Source organism: Burkholderia theae (genome assembly GCF_048565265.1).
Taxonomy (GTDB): domain Bacteria; phylum Pseudomonadota; class Gammaproteobacteria; order Burkholderiales; family Burkholderiaceae; genus Burkholderia; species Burkholderia theae.
The window spans coordinates 1,182,616-1,197,270 of sequence record NZ_CP183462.1 but is presented as its reverse complement, the minus strand read 5'-3'; the positions used below and the strand labels follow the sequence as shown (position 1 = coordinate 1,197,270).

Below are 14,655 nucleotides of genomic sequence, written 5' to 3'. Positions count from 1 at the left end.
CGAATGCAGTCGCCCCACGTGGGTCTGCGCGAGCTTGCGTAGGCTGTGGACCGCATCGATTAGCCAATCGGCTGTCTTTTCCGTCGTTCCGATCCGGCATACCTTGGAGACAGCAGTTCGACGTGTCGGGCGAGCGACGAAAGCCGAATGGATTCATGCGGCGGTTGCCGCTCGCCGACGCCAACCACCGTTTTCCCTCTGTCCATGGCGATGATAGCAATGCTTGCATTCCACCGTCATGTTGCTATCATTGATAGCAGTCTGAATGGAGGGACCTATGGCAAATCTTCTGGTGCGTAACGTGGATGACGATATCGTTCAGAGCCTGCGCGAGCAGGCTGCGGCAAATGGCCGGAGTGCCGAGGCCGAGCATCGGGCCATTCTGGCCGATGCGCTCGGCCGGCCGAAGCGAAGGACATTTGCGCAAGTGCTGATGAGCATGCCCGATGTTGGCGAAGACACGGATTTCCAACGTGTTCAGGATTCCGGCGAGGTCAGGCGTGTTTTTGATTGATACGAACGTCATCAGCGAAATCAGGAAGGGCAAGCGAACCAACCGCGGCGTGCGGGCGTTCTTCAGGCAGGCCGAAGCCGACGCGAGCCCGCTTTACCTGTCCGTCGTGACAGTGGCCGAACTTCGGCGCGGCGTCGACCTGATCCGTCATCGCGGCGATCACAGTCAGGCGTCGGCGCTCGAGGCATGGATGGCGACGATCCTGTCCGGCTATGCGCCGAACATCCTGCCGGTCGATATCGAGACCAGCCAGATGTGGGGGCACTTGCGCGTGCCCGATCCGGCGCACGAACTCGACAAGCTGATCGCGGCCACCGCGCTGATCAACGATCTCACGGTCGTCACGCGCAATGTCGACGATTTCGCGCGCACCGGCGTCCGGCTGCTGAACCCGTTCGATTGATTCGGGTTGCCGCACCGCGGCAACCTGCCTCCGCTTCCCGTCTGCCCCTTCACGCGTAGCCTGTTCCGCCGGGCTTCCGCGCCTCCCCGCGCCCCCACGATTCCCCGTCGCCTCTCGTCCCAACAGACGATGTAACACCACCCCCGACCGGCCAGAATCCTTTCACGAACAACGGATTCTGAACCAGGAGGAGGCCGACATGATCGATGTCCGTGCGCTTGGCTATGTCGTCGTCGAGGCGACGCACGTCGATGCGTGGCGCCGCTACGCGGAAGACGTGCTGGGCATGCAGGCGCTCGACGCGCCCGACGGCGCGCTGTACCTGAAGATGGACGAACGCGATTTCCGCTACGTGATCGTCCCCGGCACGACCGACCGCTATTTCGCGTCGGGCTGGGAACTGCCCGACGGCGCCGCGTTCGACGCCGCGCTTGCAGCGCTGCAGCGCGTCGGCGTCGAGCCGATCCGCGCGACGCCCGCCGAAGCCGCGCTGCGCCGCGTGCAGGCGATGGCGTGGTGCACCGACCCGTCCGGCAACCGCCACGAGCTGTACTGGGGCGCGCGCTGCGATTTCCGCCGCTTCGTGTCGCCGCTGGGCGTCGCGCGTTTCGTCACCGGCGACATGGGGCTCGGCCACGCGGTGCTGCCCGCGCCGCAGTTCGACGCGACCGACGCATTCGTGCGCGGCGTGCTCGGCTTCGAACTGTCCGACATCTTTCGGGTGAAGTTCACGGCCGATCCGGCCGAACCCGAGAAGCGCATCCATTTCATGCACTGCCGCAACGCACGCCATCACAGCCTCGCGCTGTTCGAGATGGCCGTGCCGTCGGGCTGCGTGCACGTGATGGCCGAAGTCGACTCGATGGACGAAGTCGGCCGCGCGCTGGACCGCGTCGCCGCGCACGACGTGAAGATGTCGGCGACGCTCGGCCGGCACTGCAACGACCAGATGATCTCGTTCTACATGAAGACCCCCGGCGGCTTCGATCTCGAATACGGCTTCGGCGGCCTCATGGTCGACTGGTCGAAGCACGCGGTATTCGAGGCCACCAAGGTGAGCCAGTGGGGCCACGATTTCAGCATCGGATACCGGTAAGCCAGCACGATGACGATGAAACCTCTCGACAAGACGATGTCCGCGCGCGACGTGGTCGCGCAACTCGCCGACGGCATGACGATCGGTATCGGCGGATGGGGGCCGCGGCGCAAGCCGATGGCATTGGTGCGCGAAATCGCGCGCTCGAACCTGAAGGACCTGACGGTCGTCGCGTACGGCGGCGCCGATGTCGGCCTGCTGTGCGCGGCGGGCAAGGTCCGCAAGGTGGTGTTCGGCTTCGTGTCGCTCGACGTGATCCCGCTCGAACCGCATTTCCGCCGTGCCCGCGAACAGGGCCGCATCGACGTGCTCGAACTCGACGAAGGGATGCTGCAGCTCGGCCTGCGTGCGGCCGCCGCGCGCCTGCCGTTCCTGCCGACGCGCGCCGGGCTCGGCACCGCGCTGCTCGATCACGCGCCGGAACTGCGCACGGTGAGCTCGCCGTACGACGACGGCGAGACGCTGCTCGCGATGCCCGCGATCGAACTCGACGTCGCGCTGCTGCACGTGAACGCGGCCGACCGGATGGGCAACACGCGCATCGACGGCCCCGATCCGTTCTTCGATGCATGGATGGCGCGCGCCGCGCAGCGCTGCTACGTGTCGGCGGAAACGGTCGACGCATCGATCGCGACCGAAGACCTCGACGCCGCGAAACGCAACCCGTTCGAGCGCTCGCTCGTCACGGGCGTCGTGCACGCGCCGGGCGGTGCGCATCCGACGTCGTGCGGGCCGACCTACGGCTGGGACCTGCCGCACCTGCGCGCGTACTGCGCGAGCGCGGAAGACGATGAGAAAACGGCGGCGTACCTGCGCGACGTGGTCGGCCAGGACGAACGCCAGTACCTCGAAGGCGTCGGCGGGCTGTCGCACGTGACGACGCTGCCGTTGCCGATTCTGTAAAGGAGCGCCTGTGAGCGAATCTCTCGACCATTCCCTCGCGGAACTGATGATCGTCGCGTCCGCGCGACTCTGGCGCGACGACGGCGAAGTGCTGGCGACCGGCATCGGCACGGGCCCGCGGCTCGCGGCCGGCCTCGCGCGGTTCGCGTACAACAACGGGCTGATGCTGACCGACGGCGAAGCGTATCTCGTCGAGGAGCCGGTGCCGCTCGGCCCGCGCCCCGACGGCTATCGCGTGAAGGCGAGCGGCTGGATGACCTACGAACGCGTGTTCGACTGTCTGTGGCACGGCCGCCGCCATGCGCTCGTGATGCCGACGCAGATCGACCGCTTCGGCCAGGCCAACATCTCGTGGCTCGGCGACGACTACGCACGCCCGAAGACGCAACTGCTCGGTGCACGCGGCTTCCCCGGCAACTCGACGAACCACGCGAACTCGTTTTTCGTCAGCGGCCACGGCAAGCGCACGTTCGTCGCCGGCGAAGTCGACATGGTGTGCACGGTTGGCTACAACCCGGCGCGCCGACTGCCCGGGATGAAGACCTTCGTCGACCTGCGCAGCATCGTCACCGACCTGTGCGTGATGGATTTCGGCGGGCCGGACCATGCGATCCGCGTGCGCTCGCTGCATCCGGGCGTGAGCTTCGACGAGGTGCAGGACGCGACCGGCTTCCCGCTGATCGCGCATCCGGAACTCGGTACGACGGCCGCGCCGAACGCGGAAGACCTGCGCATCGTCCGCGCGCTCGATCCGCACAACCTGCGCGCGACGATCGTGCGCAACAATCCGGCGCCACGCCGGGGATGAGGCCTGACATGGAAGCGACCCAGGTGACGTTCGGCGACGGTGTCGTCGACTACGCGGTCGAAGGCGGCATCGCGACGATCACGATGAACCGCCCCGAGTATCACAACGCGCAGAACTCGAAGATGACCTACGCGCTCGACGCGGCGTTCCGGCGCGCGGCGCACGACGACGCGGTGAAGGCGATCGTGCTCGCGGGCGCCGGCAAGCATTTCTCGGCGGGGCACGACATCGGCACGCCGGGCCGCGACATCCACGAGTCGTTCGATCGCGCATCGCTGTGGTACGACCACGTCGACAAGGAAGGCGGCGAATTCCTCTATGCACGCGAGCAGGAGGTGTACCTCGGGATGTGCCGGCGCTGGCGCGACCTGCCGAAGCCGACGATCGCGATGGTGCAGGGCGCATGCATCGCGGGCGGCTTGATGCTCGCGTGGGTATGCGACCTGATCGTCGCGTCGGAGGATGCGTTCTTTGCCGATCCGGTCGTGCGGATGGGGATTCCGGGCGTCGAGTATTTCGCGCATGCGTACGAGCTGAACCCGCGCATCGCGAAGGAATTCCTGTTCCTCGGCGAGCGGATGCCGGCCGAGCGCGCGTACCAGATGGGGATGGTCAACCGCGTGGTGCCGCGCGAGCGGCTGCGCGACGCGACCTACGCGATCGCCGCGAAGATCGCGACGATGCCGCGCCTCGGGCTGACGCTGACCAAGCAGGCGCTGAACCACGTCGAGGAGCTGCAGGGCAAGCGCGCGGCGATGGACGCGGCGTTCGCATGGCATCACTTCGCGCATGCGCACAACGAGCTCGTCAGCGGCGACCGCCTCGGCGGCTACGACGCGCGCAGCATGGCCAGCTCGCAGCGCCAGCCGAACGGCGCGGACCGCGGTGACGCACCGGCACCGGTTGCCGTCAACGGAGCCGCCGCATGAGCACGACGCTTCACAGCCAGCTTCACAGCCCGCTCCATACGCCGTTGTGCGACCTGCTCGGCTGCCGTTACCCGATCGTGCAGACCGCGATGGGCTGGGTGGCCGACGCGCGGCTCGTCGCGGCGACCGCGAACGCGGGCGGCTTCGGCTTCCTGGCCGGCGCGACGCTCGAGCCCGAGCAGGTCGAGGCCGAGATCCTGAAGGTGAAGTCGCTGACGGATCACCCGTTCGGCATCAACTTCCACATGTTCCAGAAGAACGCCGCGCAGGTGGTCGATCTCGCGATCAAGCACCGGCTGCGCGCGGTCAGCTACGGCCGCGGGCCCGACGCGAAGACGATCCGCCGCTTCAAGGATGCCGGCATCGTCTGCATGCCGACCGTCGGCGCGCCGAAGCATGCGGCGAAGGCGGTCGAACTCGGCGCGGACATCGTGACGGTGCAGGGCGCGGAAGGCGGTGGCCACACGGGCTCGGTGCCGACCACGCTGCTGCTGCCGAAGGTGCTCGACGCGGTGCGGGTGCCGGTCGTCGCGGCCGGCGGGTTCTTCGACGGGCGCGGGCTGGCTGCCGCACTCGCGTACGGCGCGGCCGGCATCGCGATGGGCACGCGCTTCCTGATGACCGCCGAATCGCCGGTGCCGCGCGAAACGCTCGACCGCTACGTCGCGGTCGGCGACCCGGCGCGCATCCGCGTGTCGGACGCGCTCGACGGGCTGCCGCAACGGATGATCGACAACCCGTATCTGCTGAAGCTCGAACGCTTCGGCCCGCTGCGCCGCACGCTGTTCGTGCTGAAGACGGCCGAGGCCTGGCGGCGCCAGAACGGGCTGCGCACGAGCGACATGCTCGGCCTCGCGATCAAGGCGCTGCGTTCGCACGACTACACCGCAAGCCAGACGCTGATGGCCGCGAACGCGCCGTTCCTGATCCAGCGCGCGATCGTCGAGGGCCGCCCCGACGAAGGCGTGCTGCCGAGCGGCCAGGCGGCGGCGATGATCGGCGCGATCGAATCGTGCGACGCGCTGATCGCGCGGATCGTCGCGGAAGCCGGCGAGCGGCTCGATGCACTGGCCGCACTGCGTGGCGCGGCAGCGGCGCAGGCCGCATGAAGAACATCACAGGGAGGCAATGGAGATGACAGCATCCACTCAACCGGCCGGCGTACAGCCGTTCCGGATCGATCGCGCAGACGGCATCGCCGAACTGGTGATCGCCCATCCGCCCGTGAACGCGCTCGACGCGCAGGGCTGGCATGCGCTTTCCCGCGCGCTCGACGCGCTCGGCGAAGACGACGACGTGCGCGTGATCATCGTGCGCGGCGAAGGCCGCGGCTTCTGCGCGGGCGTCGACATCAAGGAGCTGGCCGCGCATCCGGAGCGGATCGTGGCGGTCAACGCGGGCAACTACGAGACGTTTCGCGCGGTGCACCGCAATCCGAAGCCGGTGATCGCGGCCGTGCACGGTTTCGTGCTCGGCGGCGGGATCGGCATCTGCGGCGCGGCGGACATCGTCGTCGCGGCCGATTGCGCGCGCTTCGGCGTGCCCGAGATCGACCGCGGCGCGATGGGCGGCGGCGCGCACCTGCAGCGGCTGTTCGGCGTGCAGAAGGTGCGGGCGATGTATTTCACCGGCGACATGATCGACGCGGCCGAGGCGTACCGGCTCGGCGCGGTCGAGCAGGTCGTCGCGCGTGACGCGCTGCGCGACGCGGCGCTCGCGATCGCCCGCAAGATCGCGGAGAAGAGCCCGGCGATGGTGCGGCTCGCGAAGGAGGCGCTGAACGGCGTCGAGGACGGCGATCTCGAGGACAAATACCGCTGGGAGCAGGGCTTCACGCTGCAGGCGTACATGACGAACGACTCGACGGAAGCGCGCGCCGCGTTCGTCGAGAAGCGCGATGCGCGGTTCGACGCCCAGGCCGAGGAGGCTCGCGCATGAACCTGACCTACACGCCGCAACAGCAGGCGTTCCGCGCGGAAATCCGCGAATGGCTCGCGGCGCACGTGCCGCGCGAGCGGCTGCCGAGTTTCGACACCGAGGCAGGCTTCGCCGCGCACCGCGAATGGGAGCGCACGCTGCACTCGGGCCGCTGGAGCATGGTCACGTGGCCGCGCGAGCTGGGCGGGCGCGGCTGCGACCTGATCGAGTGGCTGATCTTCGAGGAAGAGTACTGGCGTGCCGACGCGCCGATGCGCGTGAACCAGAACGGCATCTTCCTGCTCGGCCCGACGTTGATGGATTTCGGTACCGCGGAGCAGAAGGCGCGCTTCCTGCCCGCGATGGCCGCGGGCGAGCACGTGTGGGCGCAGGGGTGGTCCGAGCCGAACGCGGGCTCGGACATGGCCGCGATCCGCACGACGGCGGCCCGCATCGGCGACGAGTACGTGCTGAACGGCCAGAAGATCTGGTCGACCCGCGCGGTGTGGGCCGACTGGCTGTTCGGGCTGTTCCGCAGCGATCCCGAATCGTCGCGTCACCACGGGCTCACGTTCCTGATGGTGCCGCTGTCCGCGCCGGGCATCACGGTGCGGCCGATCCGCCAGTTGAACGGGCAGACGGGCTTCGCTGAGATTTTCTTCGACGACGTGCGCGTGCCGGTCGAGAACCGGCTCGCGGCCGAAGGCGCGGGCTGGCAGGTCGCGATGGCGACGGCCGGCTTCGAACGCGGGCTGATGCTGCGTTCGCCCGCGCGTTTCCAGCGCACCGCGCAAGCGTTGCGCGACCTGTATCTCGCGCACCGCGACAGCGCGGACCGTGACCCGACGCTGCGCGAGCGTGTGGTATCGGCGTGGATGGATGCACAGGCCTATGCGCTGTCGACCTACGCGACCGCGAGCCGCTTGCTGAAGGGCGGCCATATCGGCGCGGAGTCGAGCACCAACAAGGTGTTCTGGTCGGAGCTCGACCTGCGCATGCACCAGACGGCGCTCGACATCCTCGGCGCGCAGGGCGAGGTCGTCCCGCAGACGGCCGCGCAGCACGCGACGCTCGGCCACTGGCTCGACGGCTTCCTGTTCGCGCAGGCCGGCACGATCTACGCGGGCACCAACGAGATCCAGCGCAACATCGTCGCCGAACGGATGCTCGGCATGCCGCGCGCGTAACGGCGCCGGCGACTCCCTCACTGAACGGACATCGTATGGATTTCGTATTCGATGAAGACCAGGAAGCGCTCGCGGACAGCGTGAAGCGCCTGCTGATGACCGAGATGACGCCCGAGCTGATCCGCGAGCTCTGGGCCACGCCGACCGGGCGCTCGGATGCGCTGTGGGCGCTGTTCGCGTCGCAGGGGCTGACCGCCGTGTCGGTGCCCGAGGCGCACGGCGGCCTCGGCCTGACCGAAGCGGAATGGGCGCTGCTCGCGCAGACCTACGGTTATTTCGGCAGCCCCGAGCCGCTGCTCGACACGGCGCTCGTGTCGGCCGGCGTGCTCGCGCGGCTGCCGGCGAGCGACTGGCGCGACGCGCTGCTGCGCGACATCGCCGAAGGGCGCGCGCGTGTCGCGCTCGTGCATCCGGTGAACCCGTATGCGGCCGACGTGCACGTCGCGCAGACGCTCTTGTGCGAACACCGCGGCGAGCTGCATCGCGTCGATCCCGCGCAATGCGCGTGGCGCGCGGTGGACAGCGTCGACCCGTCGCGGCGCCTGTTCACGCTCGACTGGGAACCGTCGCCGGCCACGCGCATCGCGGGCGCCGCCGAGGCCGCGCCGCTGCTGGATCGCGCGCTCGACCACGGCGCGTTCGCGGTCGCCGCGCAGTTGCTCGGCCTCACGCAGCGCGTGCTCGACGTCGCGATCGACTACAGCGCGCAGCGCAAGCAGTTCGGCAAGGCGATCGGCTCGTACCAGGCGCTCAAGCATTTGCTCGCGGACGTCGCGATCCGTTACGAGTTCGCGCGGCCGGTGGTCGCGCGCGCGGCGCAGGCGATCGCCGACGATCACCCGCAGCGCGCGGTGTTCGTGTCGCACGCGAAGCTCGCGGCGACGTCGGCCGCGCAGCTGGCCGCGCGCCACTCGATGCAGGTGCACGGCGCGATCGGCTACACGTGGGAGCTCGACCTGCAGATCTTCATGAAGCGCATCTGGGCGCTCGCCGGCAGCTGGGGCGACAGCGCGTTCCACAAGGCCCGCGTGGCCGACGCGATCCTCGGCGACGCACTGCCGATCGGCCCCGCGCAGACCTTCGACCTCGAGGAAACGAACTGATGAAACAAGCCTATATCGTCGACGCGCTGCGCACGCCGACCGGCCGCCGCAAGGGCGGGCTCGCGCACGTGCATGCGGCGGACCTCGGCGGCTTCGTGCTGAAGACGCTCGTCGAGCGCAACGCGATTCCCGCCGACGAATACGACGACGTGGTGTTCGGCTGCGTCGACACGATCGGTCCGCTCGCGGGCAACATCGCGCGCACCTGCTGGCTCGCGGCCGGATTGCCGCTGCAGGTGCCGGGCGTGACGGTCGACCGCCAGTGCGGCTCGTCGCAGCAGGCCGTGCACTTTGCCGCGCAGGCCGTGATGAGCGGCGTGCAGGACGTCGTCGTCGCGGGTGGCGTGCAGACGATGACGCAGATTCCGATCTCGTCCGCGATGACCTGCGCGGCGCCGCTCGGTTTCACCGATCCGTTCTCGGGCAGCCAAGGCTGGCGCGCGCGCTTCGGCGACGCGCCGGTGTCGCAGTTCGTCGCCGCGCAGCGGATCGCCGATCACTGGAACCTGTCGCGCGACGCGATGGAGCGTTATGCACTCGAAAGCCACCGCCGCGCGGTCGCGGCGATCGAGGCCGGCCATTTCAAGCGCGAAATCGTGCCGTTCGAAGGCGTGATGCACGACGAGACGCCGCGCCCCGACACGTCGCTGGAAAAGATGGCGACGCTCGAACCGCTGACGCCGGGCGGCTCGCTGACGGCTGCCGTCGCGAGCCAGACCTGCGATGCGGCCGCCGCGCTGCTGATCGTGTCGGAAGATGCGCTGAAGCGCTACGGGCTCACGCCGCGCGCGCGCATTCATCACCTGAGCGTGCTCGGCGACGATCCGCTGTGGATGCTGACCGCGCCGATTCCGGCGACGAAGGCCGCGCTCGCGAAGAGCGGGCTTGATTGGTCGCAGATCGATGTCGTCGAGATGAACGAGGCATTCGCGTCGGTTGCGCAGGCCTGGCTGGCCGACACGCGCTTCCCGCACGAGAAGACCAACCCGAACGGCGGCGGCATCGCGCTCGGCCATCCGCTCGGCGCGACCGGTGCACGGCTGATGACGACGCTGCTGCATGAGCTGGAACGCACGGGCGGCCGCTACGGGCTGCAGACGATGTGCGAAGGCGGCGGTCTCGCGAACGTCACGATCATCGAGCGCCTGTGAGCGCGTCACTTTCACGATCCACGAGGCACAAGCATGGGAATCTGTAACGGACGCACCGTCATCATCACCGGCGCGGGCGGCGGGCTCGGGCGCGAATACGCGCTCGCGTTCGCGGCCGAGGGCGCGGCGGTCGTCGTCAACGACATCCGGCACGAAGCCGCGCAGGCCGTGTGCGACGAGATCGCGCAACAAGGCGGCCGCGCGCTCGCGAATGCGGACGACATCACGCGAATCGACACCGCGCAGCGGATTGTCGACGCGGCGCGCGAAGCATTCGGCGACGTGCACGTGCTTGTCAACAACGCGGGCATCTGCCGCGACAAGATGTTCACGAGCATGACCGAGCAGGACTGGGACGACGTGATGCGCGTGCACCTGCGCGGCCACTTCTGCCTGTCGAGCGTGCTGGCGCGTGTGTGGCGCGATGCCGCGAAGGCCGGCAACCCGGTCGATGCACGCATCATCAACACGAGTTCGGGCGCCGGCCTGCAAGGATCGATCGGCCAGTCGAACTACGGCGCGGCCAAGGCTGGCATCGCCGCGCTCACGCTGATGCAGGCGGTCGAGCTGCAGCGCTACGGCGTGCGCGTGAATGCACTTGCGCCGGCCGCGCGCACGTCGATGACCGAAGGCGTGTTCGCCGACATGATGAAGAAGCCCGAAGACGGCGGGTTCGACTATTTCGATCCGGCCAACGTCGCGCCGCTGGTTGTGTGGCTCGGCAGCGCGCTGTCGGCCGACGTGACGGGCCAGGTGTTCGAGGTCGCGGGCGGGATGATCGCGGTCGCGGAAGGCTGGCGCACGGGCCCGAGCGTCGATCGCGGCGCGCGCTGGGCGGCGGCCGAGGTCGGCCCGGCGGTCGCGCAGCTGCTCGCCGATGCGCGCCCCGCGCAGCGCGTGTACGGGAGCTGACCCATGGATCTGGCGCTCACCGACGAACAGGCGATGATCCGCGACGCGGCGGCCGACGTGCTCGCCGAGCGCAGTGCGTCCGCCGACGTGCGCCGCGCGCTCGAGCAATCGGCCGGCCGCGACGACGCGTTGTGGGCCGCGCTCGCGGGCGAGCTCGGCTGGAACGCGCTGGCGCTGCCCGAGGCGGCGGGCGGGCTCGGGCTCGGCGCGGTCGAGCAGACGGTGCTGATGGAACAGCTCGGCCGGCGCGTCGCGTGCGTGCCGTATTTTTCGACCGCGTGCCTCGCGGCGACCGCGCTGGCCGGCTGCGACACGCCGCTGGCGATCGGCTGGCTCGCGAAGATCGCCGAAGGCGCGTGCAGCGCGACGCTGGCGCTACCGCTGGACCTGCGGGCTGGCACCGTGGCCTCCTGGTCGCTGCCGGTCGTCGCGGAGGAAACGGCGGGCGGTTACTCGCTGTCCGGCGTGATCGAACAAGTCATCGACGGTGCGCGCGCCGACCTGCTGCTGGTACCCGCGCGAATCGCGAACGAAGGGCAGTCGCTCGCGGTGTTCGCGATCGACGTCGCGACGGCAACCGGCCTGATCGTCACGCCGCTCGAAACACTCGATGCCACGCGGCCGATCGCGCGCGTGGTGTTCGAAGAAACTCGCGTGAGCCGCGACGCACTGCTGGCCGGCCGCGACGCAGCACAAGTACTGGAGCGCACCGCGTGGTTCGCGGCACTCGCGCTCGCGGCCGAACAGCTCGGCGGCGCACAGCAGTGCCTCGACCTGACGCTCGACTACACGAGCCAGCGCGTGCAGTTCGGCCGCACGATCGCGTCGTTCCAGGCCGTCAAGCATCGATGCGCACAGATGATGGTGTCGATGGAATCCACACGCTCGGCCGTGCTCGGCGCCGCGCACGCATGGGACGCGGAAGCCGGCGCGACGCCGGGCGCCGCGCTGCGCGCCGACATCGCGGCCGCGAAAGCCGCCGCGAACGATGCGTATGCGTTCTGCGCGCAGGAGGCGATCCAGTTGCACGGCGGCGTCGGTTTCACGTGGGAATACGACCCGCATCTCTATTTCAAGCGTGCGCAGGCGTCGGGGGCGCAGTTCGGCACGACGCCGCAACTGCTCGAGTGGATCGCGCGCCACGCGATCGACGGCAGCGTGGCCAAGCGCGACGAAACCGCATCGCCGGTCATGAACGCAACCCGCCCATCCGCCGCGCGCGCAGGAGCCCTTCAATGAACAGCGAAACGCGCGAACAGCAATTGCGGCACGAAGTGGCCGACTGGGTGCAGTCGCACCTGACCGGTGAATTCGCCTGCCTGAAATACCGCGGCGGCCCCGGCGACGAGGAAGCGTGGCCGGAGCTGCGCAAGGCATGGGAACGGGAGCTGGCGGAAGGCGGCTGGACCGGGCTCGGCTGGCCGACCGACGCCGGCGGGCGCGGCTTCTCGGTCGCCGAGCAGGTGATCTTCCACGAGGAATACGCGCGTGCGGGCGGCCCCGGGCGGATGGGCCACATCGGCGAAGGGCTGCTCGGGCCGACGCTCGTCGCGTGCGGCACCGACGACCAGCGTGCGCGGTTCCTGCCCGGCATCCTGGCCGGCACGCAGTTCTGGTGCCAGGGTTATTCAGAGCCGGGCGCGGGTTCCGATCTGGCCAACGTGCGCACGCGTGCGGAACAGGATGCGGACGGCACGTGGCGCGTCTACGGCCAGAAGGTATGGACGTCGCTTGCGCACGATTCCGACTGGATCTTCGTGCTGGCGCGGACCGATCCCGCGTCGAAGGGCAACAAGGGGCTGTCGTTCCTGCTGATGCCGCTCGACCAGCCGGGCCTCGAGATCAGGCCGATCAAGCAGCTCAACGGCGGCGCGGAATTCAACGAAGTGTTTTTCGACGGCGCGCGGGCGCAAGCGCGCGACCTGGTCGGCGCGCCGGGCGACGGCTGGCGGATCGCGATGACGCTGCTCGGTTTCGAGCGCGGAATGTCGACGCTCGGCCAGCAGATGCAGTTCGTCCGCGAGCTCGAATGGGTGATCGACGCGGCGCGCGCATCGGGCGCGGACCGCGACCCCGTGCTGCGCCAGCGGATCGGCCGCGCATGGGCCGGGCTGCGCGTGATGCGCTACAACGCGCTGCGGATGCTGTCCGGCGCGGACGACGCCGACGGCGGCGCACCGCTGCGCCGCGAGGCACTGATCTACAAGTACTACTGGTCGAACTGGCACCGCGACCTCGGCCAGCTCGCGATGGATGCGCTGGGGCCGCGCGCGAACGTGATCGATCCCACCGACGAAAAGCTCACCCATCTGCAGCGCGTATTCCTGTTCTCCCGTGCGGACACGATCTACGCCGGCACCAACGAAATCCAGCTGAACATCATGGCCGAGCGCGGGCTCGGCATGCCAAGAGAACCGCGAGGACAAGCATGACCGAACCCCAGATCCAGAAGGCCCCCGCCTACGTGCCGGGCCACCAGCTGCTCGCCGGCAAATCGGTGCTGATCACAGCCGCCGCCGGCGCCGGCATCGGCTTCGCGGCCGCGCGCCGCTGCGCGGAGGAAGGCTGCCGCGCGCTGTTCATTTCCGACATCCACGAAAAACGCCTCGAACAGGCGGTGCAGACGCTGCGCGCCGAAACGGGGCTGCAACAGATCCATGGCCGCCTGTGCAACGTCGCGGTCGAGGCCGACGTGCAGGCGCTCGTCGCCGACGCGCAGGACAAGCTCGACGGCGTCGACGTGCTGATCAACAACGCCGGGCTCGGCGGGTCGACCCGCATCGTCGATATGGACGATGCCGAATGGTCGCGCGTGATCGACATTAGCCTTACCGGGACGTTCCGGATGATGCGCGCGATGCTGCCGCACATGCAGGCCCGCGGCCGCGGCGCGATCGTCAACAACGCATCGGTGCTCGGCTGGCGCGCGCAGGCGGAACAGGCGCACTACGCGGCGGCGAAAGCGGGCGTGATGGCGCTCACGCGCTGCGCGGCGCTCGAAGCGTCGCCGTACGGCGTGCGCATCAACGCGGTCGCGCCGAGCATCGCGATGCACGATTTTCTGAAGAAGTCGGCCCCGGCCGACTTGCTGAATCAACTGGCGTCGCGCGAAGCCTTCGGGCGCGCCGCCGAAGTCTGGGAGGTCGCGAACGTGATGGTGTTTCTTGCAAGCGATTACGCGTCGTACATGACGGGCGAAGTGCTGTCGGTCAGCAGCCAGCACGCATGATGGACACGACCCTCGACCCCGTGCGCGCGACGCCCCGCGTATTCGCGCATCCCGGCGAACTCGCGGCGGCCGTCGGCGACACGCTCGGCGCGAGCGCATGGCTCGCGATCGACCAGATCCGCATCGACGGCTTTGCCGATGCGACGGGCGATCACCAGTGGGTGCACGTCGATCCGGTGCGCGCGAAGGACGGCCCGTTCGGCGCGTGCATCGCGCACGGCTACCTGACGTTGTCGCTCGTCAACTATTTCCTGCCGCAGATCGTACGCATCGACGGTGCGCGGCTCGGCGTCAACTACGGCTGCGACAGGATCCGTTTCCCCGCGCCGGTGAAGGTCGGCGCGCGCGTGCGCGGCGTCGGCGAGCTGCTGCGCGTCGAGCCGCTCGACGGCGGTGTGCAGGCGTGGATTCGCGTAACCGTCGAGATCGAGGGCGAAGGCAAGCCCGGCTGCGTCGCCGACACGATCAGCCGTTACTACTTCTAGATCCAGATTCAGAGAGCC

The 14,655-nt window shown here is 69.1% G+C and carries 16 protein-coding genes; all 16 read left to right on the top strand.

Features of this window, described 5'->3' with window-relative positions; genetic code table 11:
- Positions 1-277: 277 nt before the first annotated feature.
- The 16 genes from ACN22W_RS22870 to ACN22W_RS22795 all read left to right on the top strand — a co-directional run bounded on the left by ACN22W_RS22870 (position 278) and on the right by ACN22W_RS22795 (position 14,637).
- On the top strand, positions 278-514 hold the full coding sequence (locus ACN22W_RS22870) for a FitA-like ribbon-helix-helix domain-containing protein (RefSeq protein ID WP_048251071.1): 237 nt from the start codon (positions 278-280) through the stop codon (positions 512-514).
- Positions 501-917, top strand: a complete 417-nt coding sequence (locus ACN22W_RS22865) for a type II toxin-antitoxin system VapC family toxin (RefSeq protein WP_230684579.1) — start codon at positions 501-503, stop codon at positions 915-917. The genes ACN22W_RS22870 and ACN22W_RS22865 overlap by 14 nt, the downstream gene beginning before the upstream one ends.
- A 199-nt stretch (positions 918-1,116) precedes the next feature.
- Positions 1,117-2,013: a VOC family protein gene (locus ACN22W_RS22860; protein WP_419689510.1), complete on the top strand. Its 897-nt coding sequence runs from the start codon at positions 1,117-1,119 to the stop codon at positions 2,011-2,013.
- A 9-nt stretch (positions 2,014-2,022) separates the two neighbouring features.
- Positions 2,023-2,916 carry a CoA transferase subunit A gene (locus ACN22W_RS22855; protein WP_419689509.1) on the top strand — a complete coding sequence of 298 codons (894 nt, stop codon included), beginning with the start codon at positions 2,023-2,025 and terminating at the stop codon, positions 2,914-2,916.
- 10 nt (positions 2,917-2,926) lie between these two features.
- The gene (locus tag ACN22W_RS22850) at positions 2,927-3,724 is read left to right on the top strand and encodes a CoA-transferase subunit beta (protein ID WP_419689508.1); all 798 of its coding nucleotides are present in this window, start codon (positions 2,927-2,929) and stop codon (positions 3,722-3,724) included.
- Positions 3,725-3,732: 8 nt separating this feature from the next.
- Complete coding sequence (locus ACN22W_RS22845; RefSeq protein WP_048251076.1) at positions 3,733-4,653, top strand: enoyl-CoA hydratase; 921 nt, start codon at positions 3,733-3,735, stop codon at positions 4,651-4,653.
- Positions 4,650-5,762 (top strand): NAD(P)H-dependent flavin oxidoreductase, encoded by a 1,113-nt coding sequence (locus ACN22W_RS22840; RefSeq protein ID WP_419689507.1) that lies wholly within the window; start codon positions 4,650-4,652, stop codon positions 5,760-5,762. The genes ACN22W_RS22845 and ACN22W_RS22840 overlap by 4 nt, the downstream gene beginning before the upstream one ends.
- 19 nt (positions 5,763-5,781) lie before the next feature.
- Positions 5,782-6,591, top strand: coding sequence for an enoyl-CoA hydratase family protein (locus ACN22W_RS22835; protein ID WP_419689506.1), 810 nt, complete (start codon positions 5,782-5,784; stop codon positions 6,589-6,591).
- Positions 6,588-7,757 (top strand): acyl-CoA dehydrogenase family protein, encoded by a 1,170-nt coding sequence (locus tag ACN22W_RS22830; protein WP_048251079.1) that lies wholly within the window; start codon positions 6,588-6,590, stop codon positions 7,755-7,757. Before ACN22W_RS22835 ends, ACN22W_RS22830 begins: the two co-directional genes overlap by 4 nt.
- A 35-nt stretch (positions 7,758-7,792) precedes the next feature.
- Positions 7,793-8,860, top strand: a complete 1,068-nt coding sequence (locus ACN22W_RS22825; RefSeq protein WP_419689505.1) for an acyl-CoA dehydrogenase family protein — start codon at positions 7,793-7,795, stop codon at positions 8,858-8,860.
- A complete protein-coding gene (locus tag ACN22W_RS22820) occupies positions 8,860-10,011 on the top strand; it encodes an acetyl-CoA C-acetyltransferase (RefSeq protein WP_193100418.1) in 1,152 nt (383 codons plus the stop codon). The genes ACN22W_RS22825 and ACN22W_RS22820 overlap by 1 nt, the downstream gene beginning before the upstream one ends.
- 33 nt (positions 10,012-10,044) lie before the next feature.
- A complete protein-coding gene (locus tag ACN22W_RS22815) occupies positions 10,045-10,923 on the top strand; it encodes an SDR family oxidoreductase (protein ID WP_419689504.1) in 879 nt (292 codons plus the stop codon).
- 3 nt (positions 10,924-10,926) lie between these two features.
- Positions 10,927-12,162: an acyl-CoA dehydrogenase family protein gene (locus ACN22W_RS22810; RefSeq protein WP_419689503.1), complete on the top strand. Its 1,236-nt coding sequence runs from the start codon at positions 10,927-10,929 to the stop codon at positions 12,160-12,162.
- The gene (locus tag ACN22W_RS22805) at positions 12,159-13,355 is read left to right on the top strand and encodes an acyl-CoA dehydrogenase family protein (protein WP_419689502.1); all 1,197 of its coding nucleotides are present in this window, start codon (positions 12,159-12,161) and stop codon (positions 13,353-13,355) included. Before ACN22W_RS22810 ends, ACN22W_RS22805 begins: the two co-directional genes overlap by 4 nt.
- On the top strand, positions 13,352-14,152 hold the full coding sequence (locus ACN22W_RS22800; protein WP_193100422.1) for an SDR family oxidoreductase: 801 nt from the start codon (positions 13,352-13,354) through the stop codon (positions 14,150-14,152). Before ACN22W_RS22805 ends, ACN22W_RS22800 begins: the two co-directional genes overlap by 4 nt.
- Positions 14,152-14,637 (top strand): MaoC family dehydratase, encoded by a 486-nt coding sequence (locus ACN22W_RS22795; RefSeq protein WP_419689818.1) that lies wholly within the window; start codon positions 14,152-14,154, stop codon positions 14,635-14,637. The genes ACN22W_RS22800 and ACN22W_RS22795 overlap by 1 nt, the downstream gene beginning before the upstream one ends.
- The last annotated feature ends 18 nt before the right edge of the window (positions 14,638-14,655 follow it).

Excerpts from the sequence above, each read along its gene's own strand:
- ACN22W_RS22870 (WP_048251071.1), top strand. The coding sequence starts at position 278 with ATGGCAAATCTTCTGGTGCGTAACGTGGATGACGATATCGTTCAGAGC.
- ACN22W_RS22860 (WP_419689510.1), top strand. The coding sequence starts at position 1,117 with ATGATCGATGTCCGTGCGCTTGGCTATGTCGTCGTCGAGGCGACGCAC.
- ACN22W_RS22855 (WP_419689509.1), top strand. The coding sequence starts at position 2,023 with ATGACGATGAAACCTCTCGACAAGACGATGTCCGCGCGCGACGTGGTC.
- ACN22W_RS22845 (WP_048251076.1), top strand. The coding sequence starts at position 3,733 with ATGGAAGCGACCCAGGTGACGTTCGGCGACGGTGTCGTCGACTACGCG.
- ACN22W_RS22840 (WP_419689507.1), top strand. The coding sequence starts at position 4,650 with ATGAGCACGACGCTTCACAGCCAGCTTCACAGCCCGCTCCATACGCCG.
- ACN22W_RS22835 (WP_419689506.1), top strand. The coding sequence starts at position 5,782 with ATGGAGATGACAGCATCCACTCAACCGGCCGGCGTACAGCCGTTCCGG.
- ACN22W_RS22830 (WP_048251079.1), top strand. The coding sequence starts at position 6,588 with ATGAACCTGACCTACACGCCGCAACAGCAGGCGTTCCGCGCGGAAATC.
- ACN22W_RS22825 (WP_419689505.1), top strand. The coding sequence starts at position 7,793 with ATGGATTTCGTATTCGATGAAGACCAGGAAGCGCTCGCGGACAGCGTG.
- ACN22W_RS22820 (WP_193100418.1), top strand. The coding sequence starts at position 8,860 with ATGAAACAAGCCTATATCGTCGACGCGCTGCGCACGCCGACCGGCCGC.
- ACN22W_RS22815 (WP_419689504.1), top strand. The coding sequence starts at position 10,045 with ATGGGAATCTGTAACGGACGCACCGTCATCATCACCGGCGCGGGCGGC.
- ACN22W_RS22810 (WP_419689503.1), top strand. The coding sequence starts at position 10,927 with ATGGATCTGGCGCTCACCGACGAACAGGCGATGATCCGCGACGCGGCG.
- ACN22W_RS22805 (WP_419689502.1), top strand. The coding sequence starts at position 12,159 with ATGAACAGCGAAACGCGCGAACAGCAATTGCGGCACGAAGTGGCCGAC.
- ACN22W_RS22800 (WP_193100422.1), top strand. The coding sequence starts at position 13,352 with ATGACCGAACCCCAGATCCAGAAGGCCCCCGCCTACGTGCCGGGCCAC.
- ACN22W_RS22795 (WP_419689818.1), top strand. The coding sequence starts at position 14,152 with ATGGACACGACCCTCGACCCCGTGCGCGCGACGCCCCGCGTATTCGCG.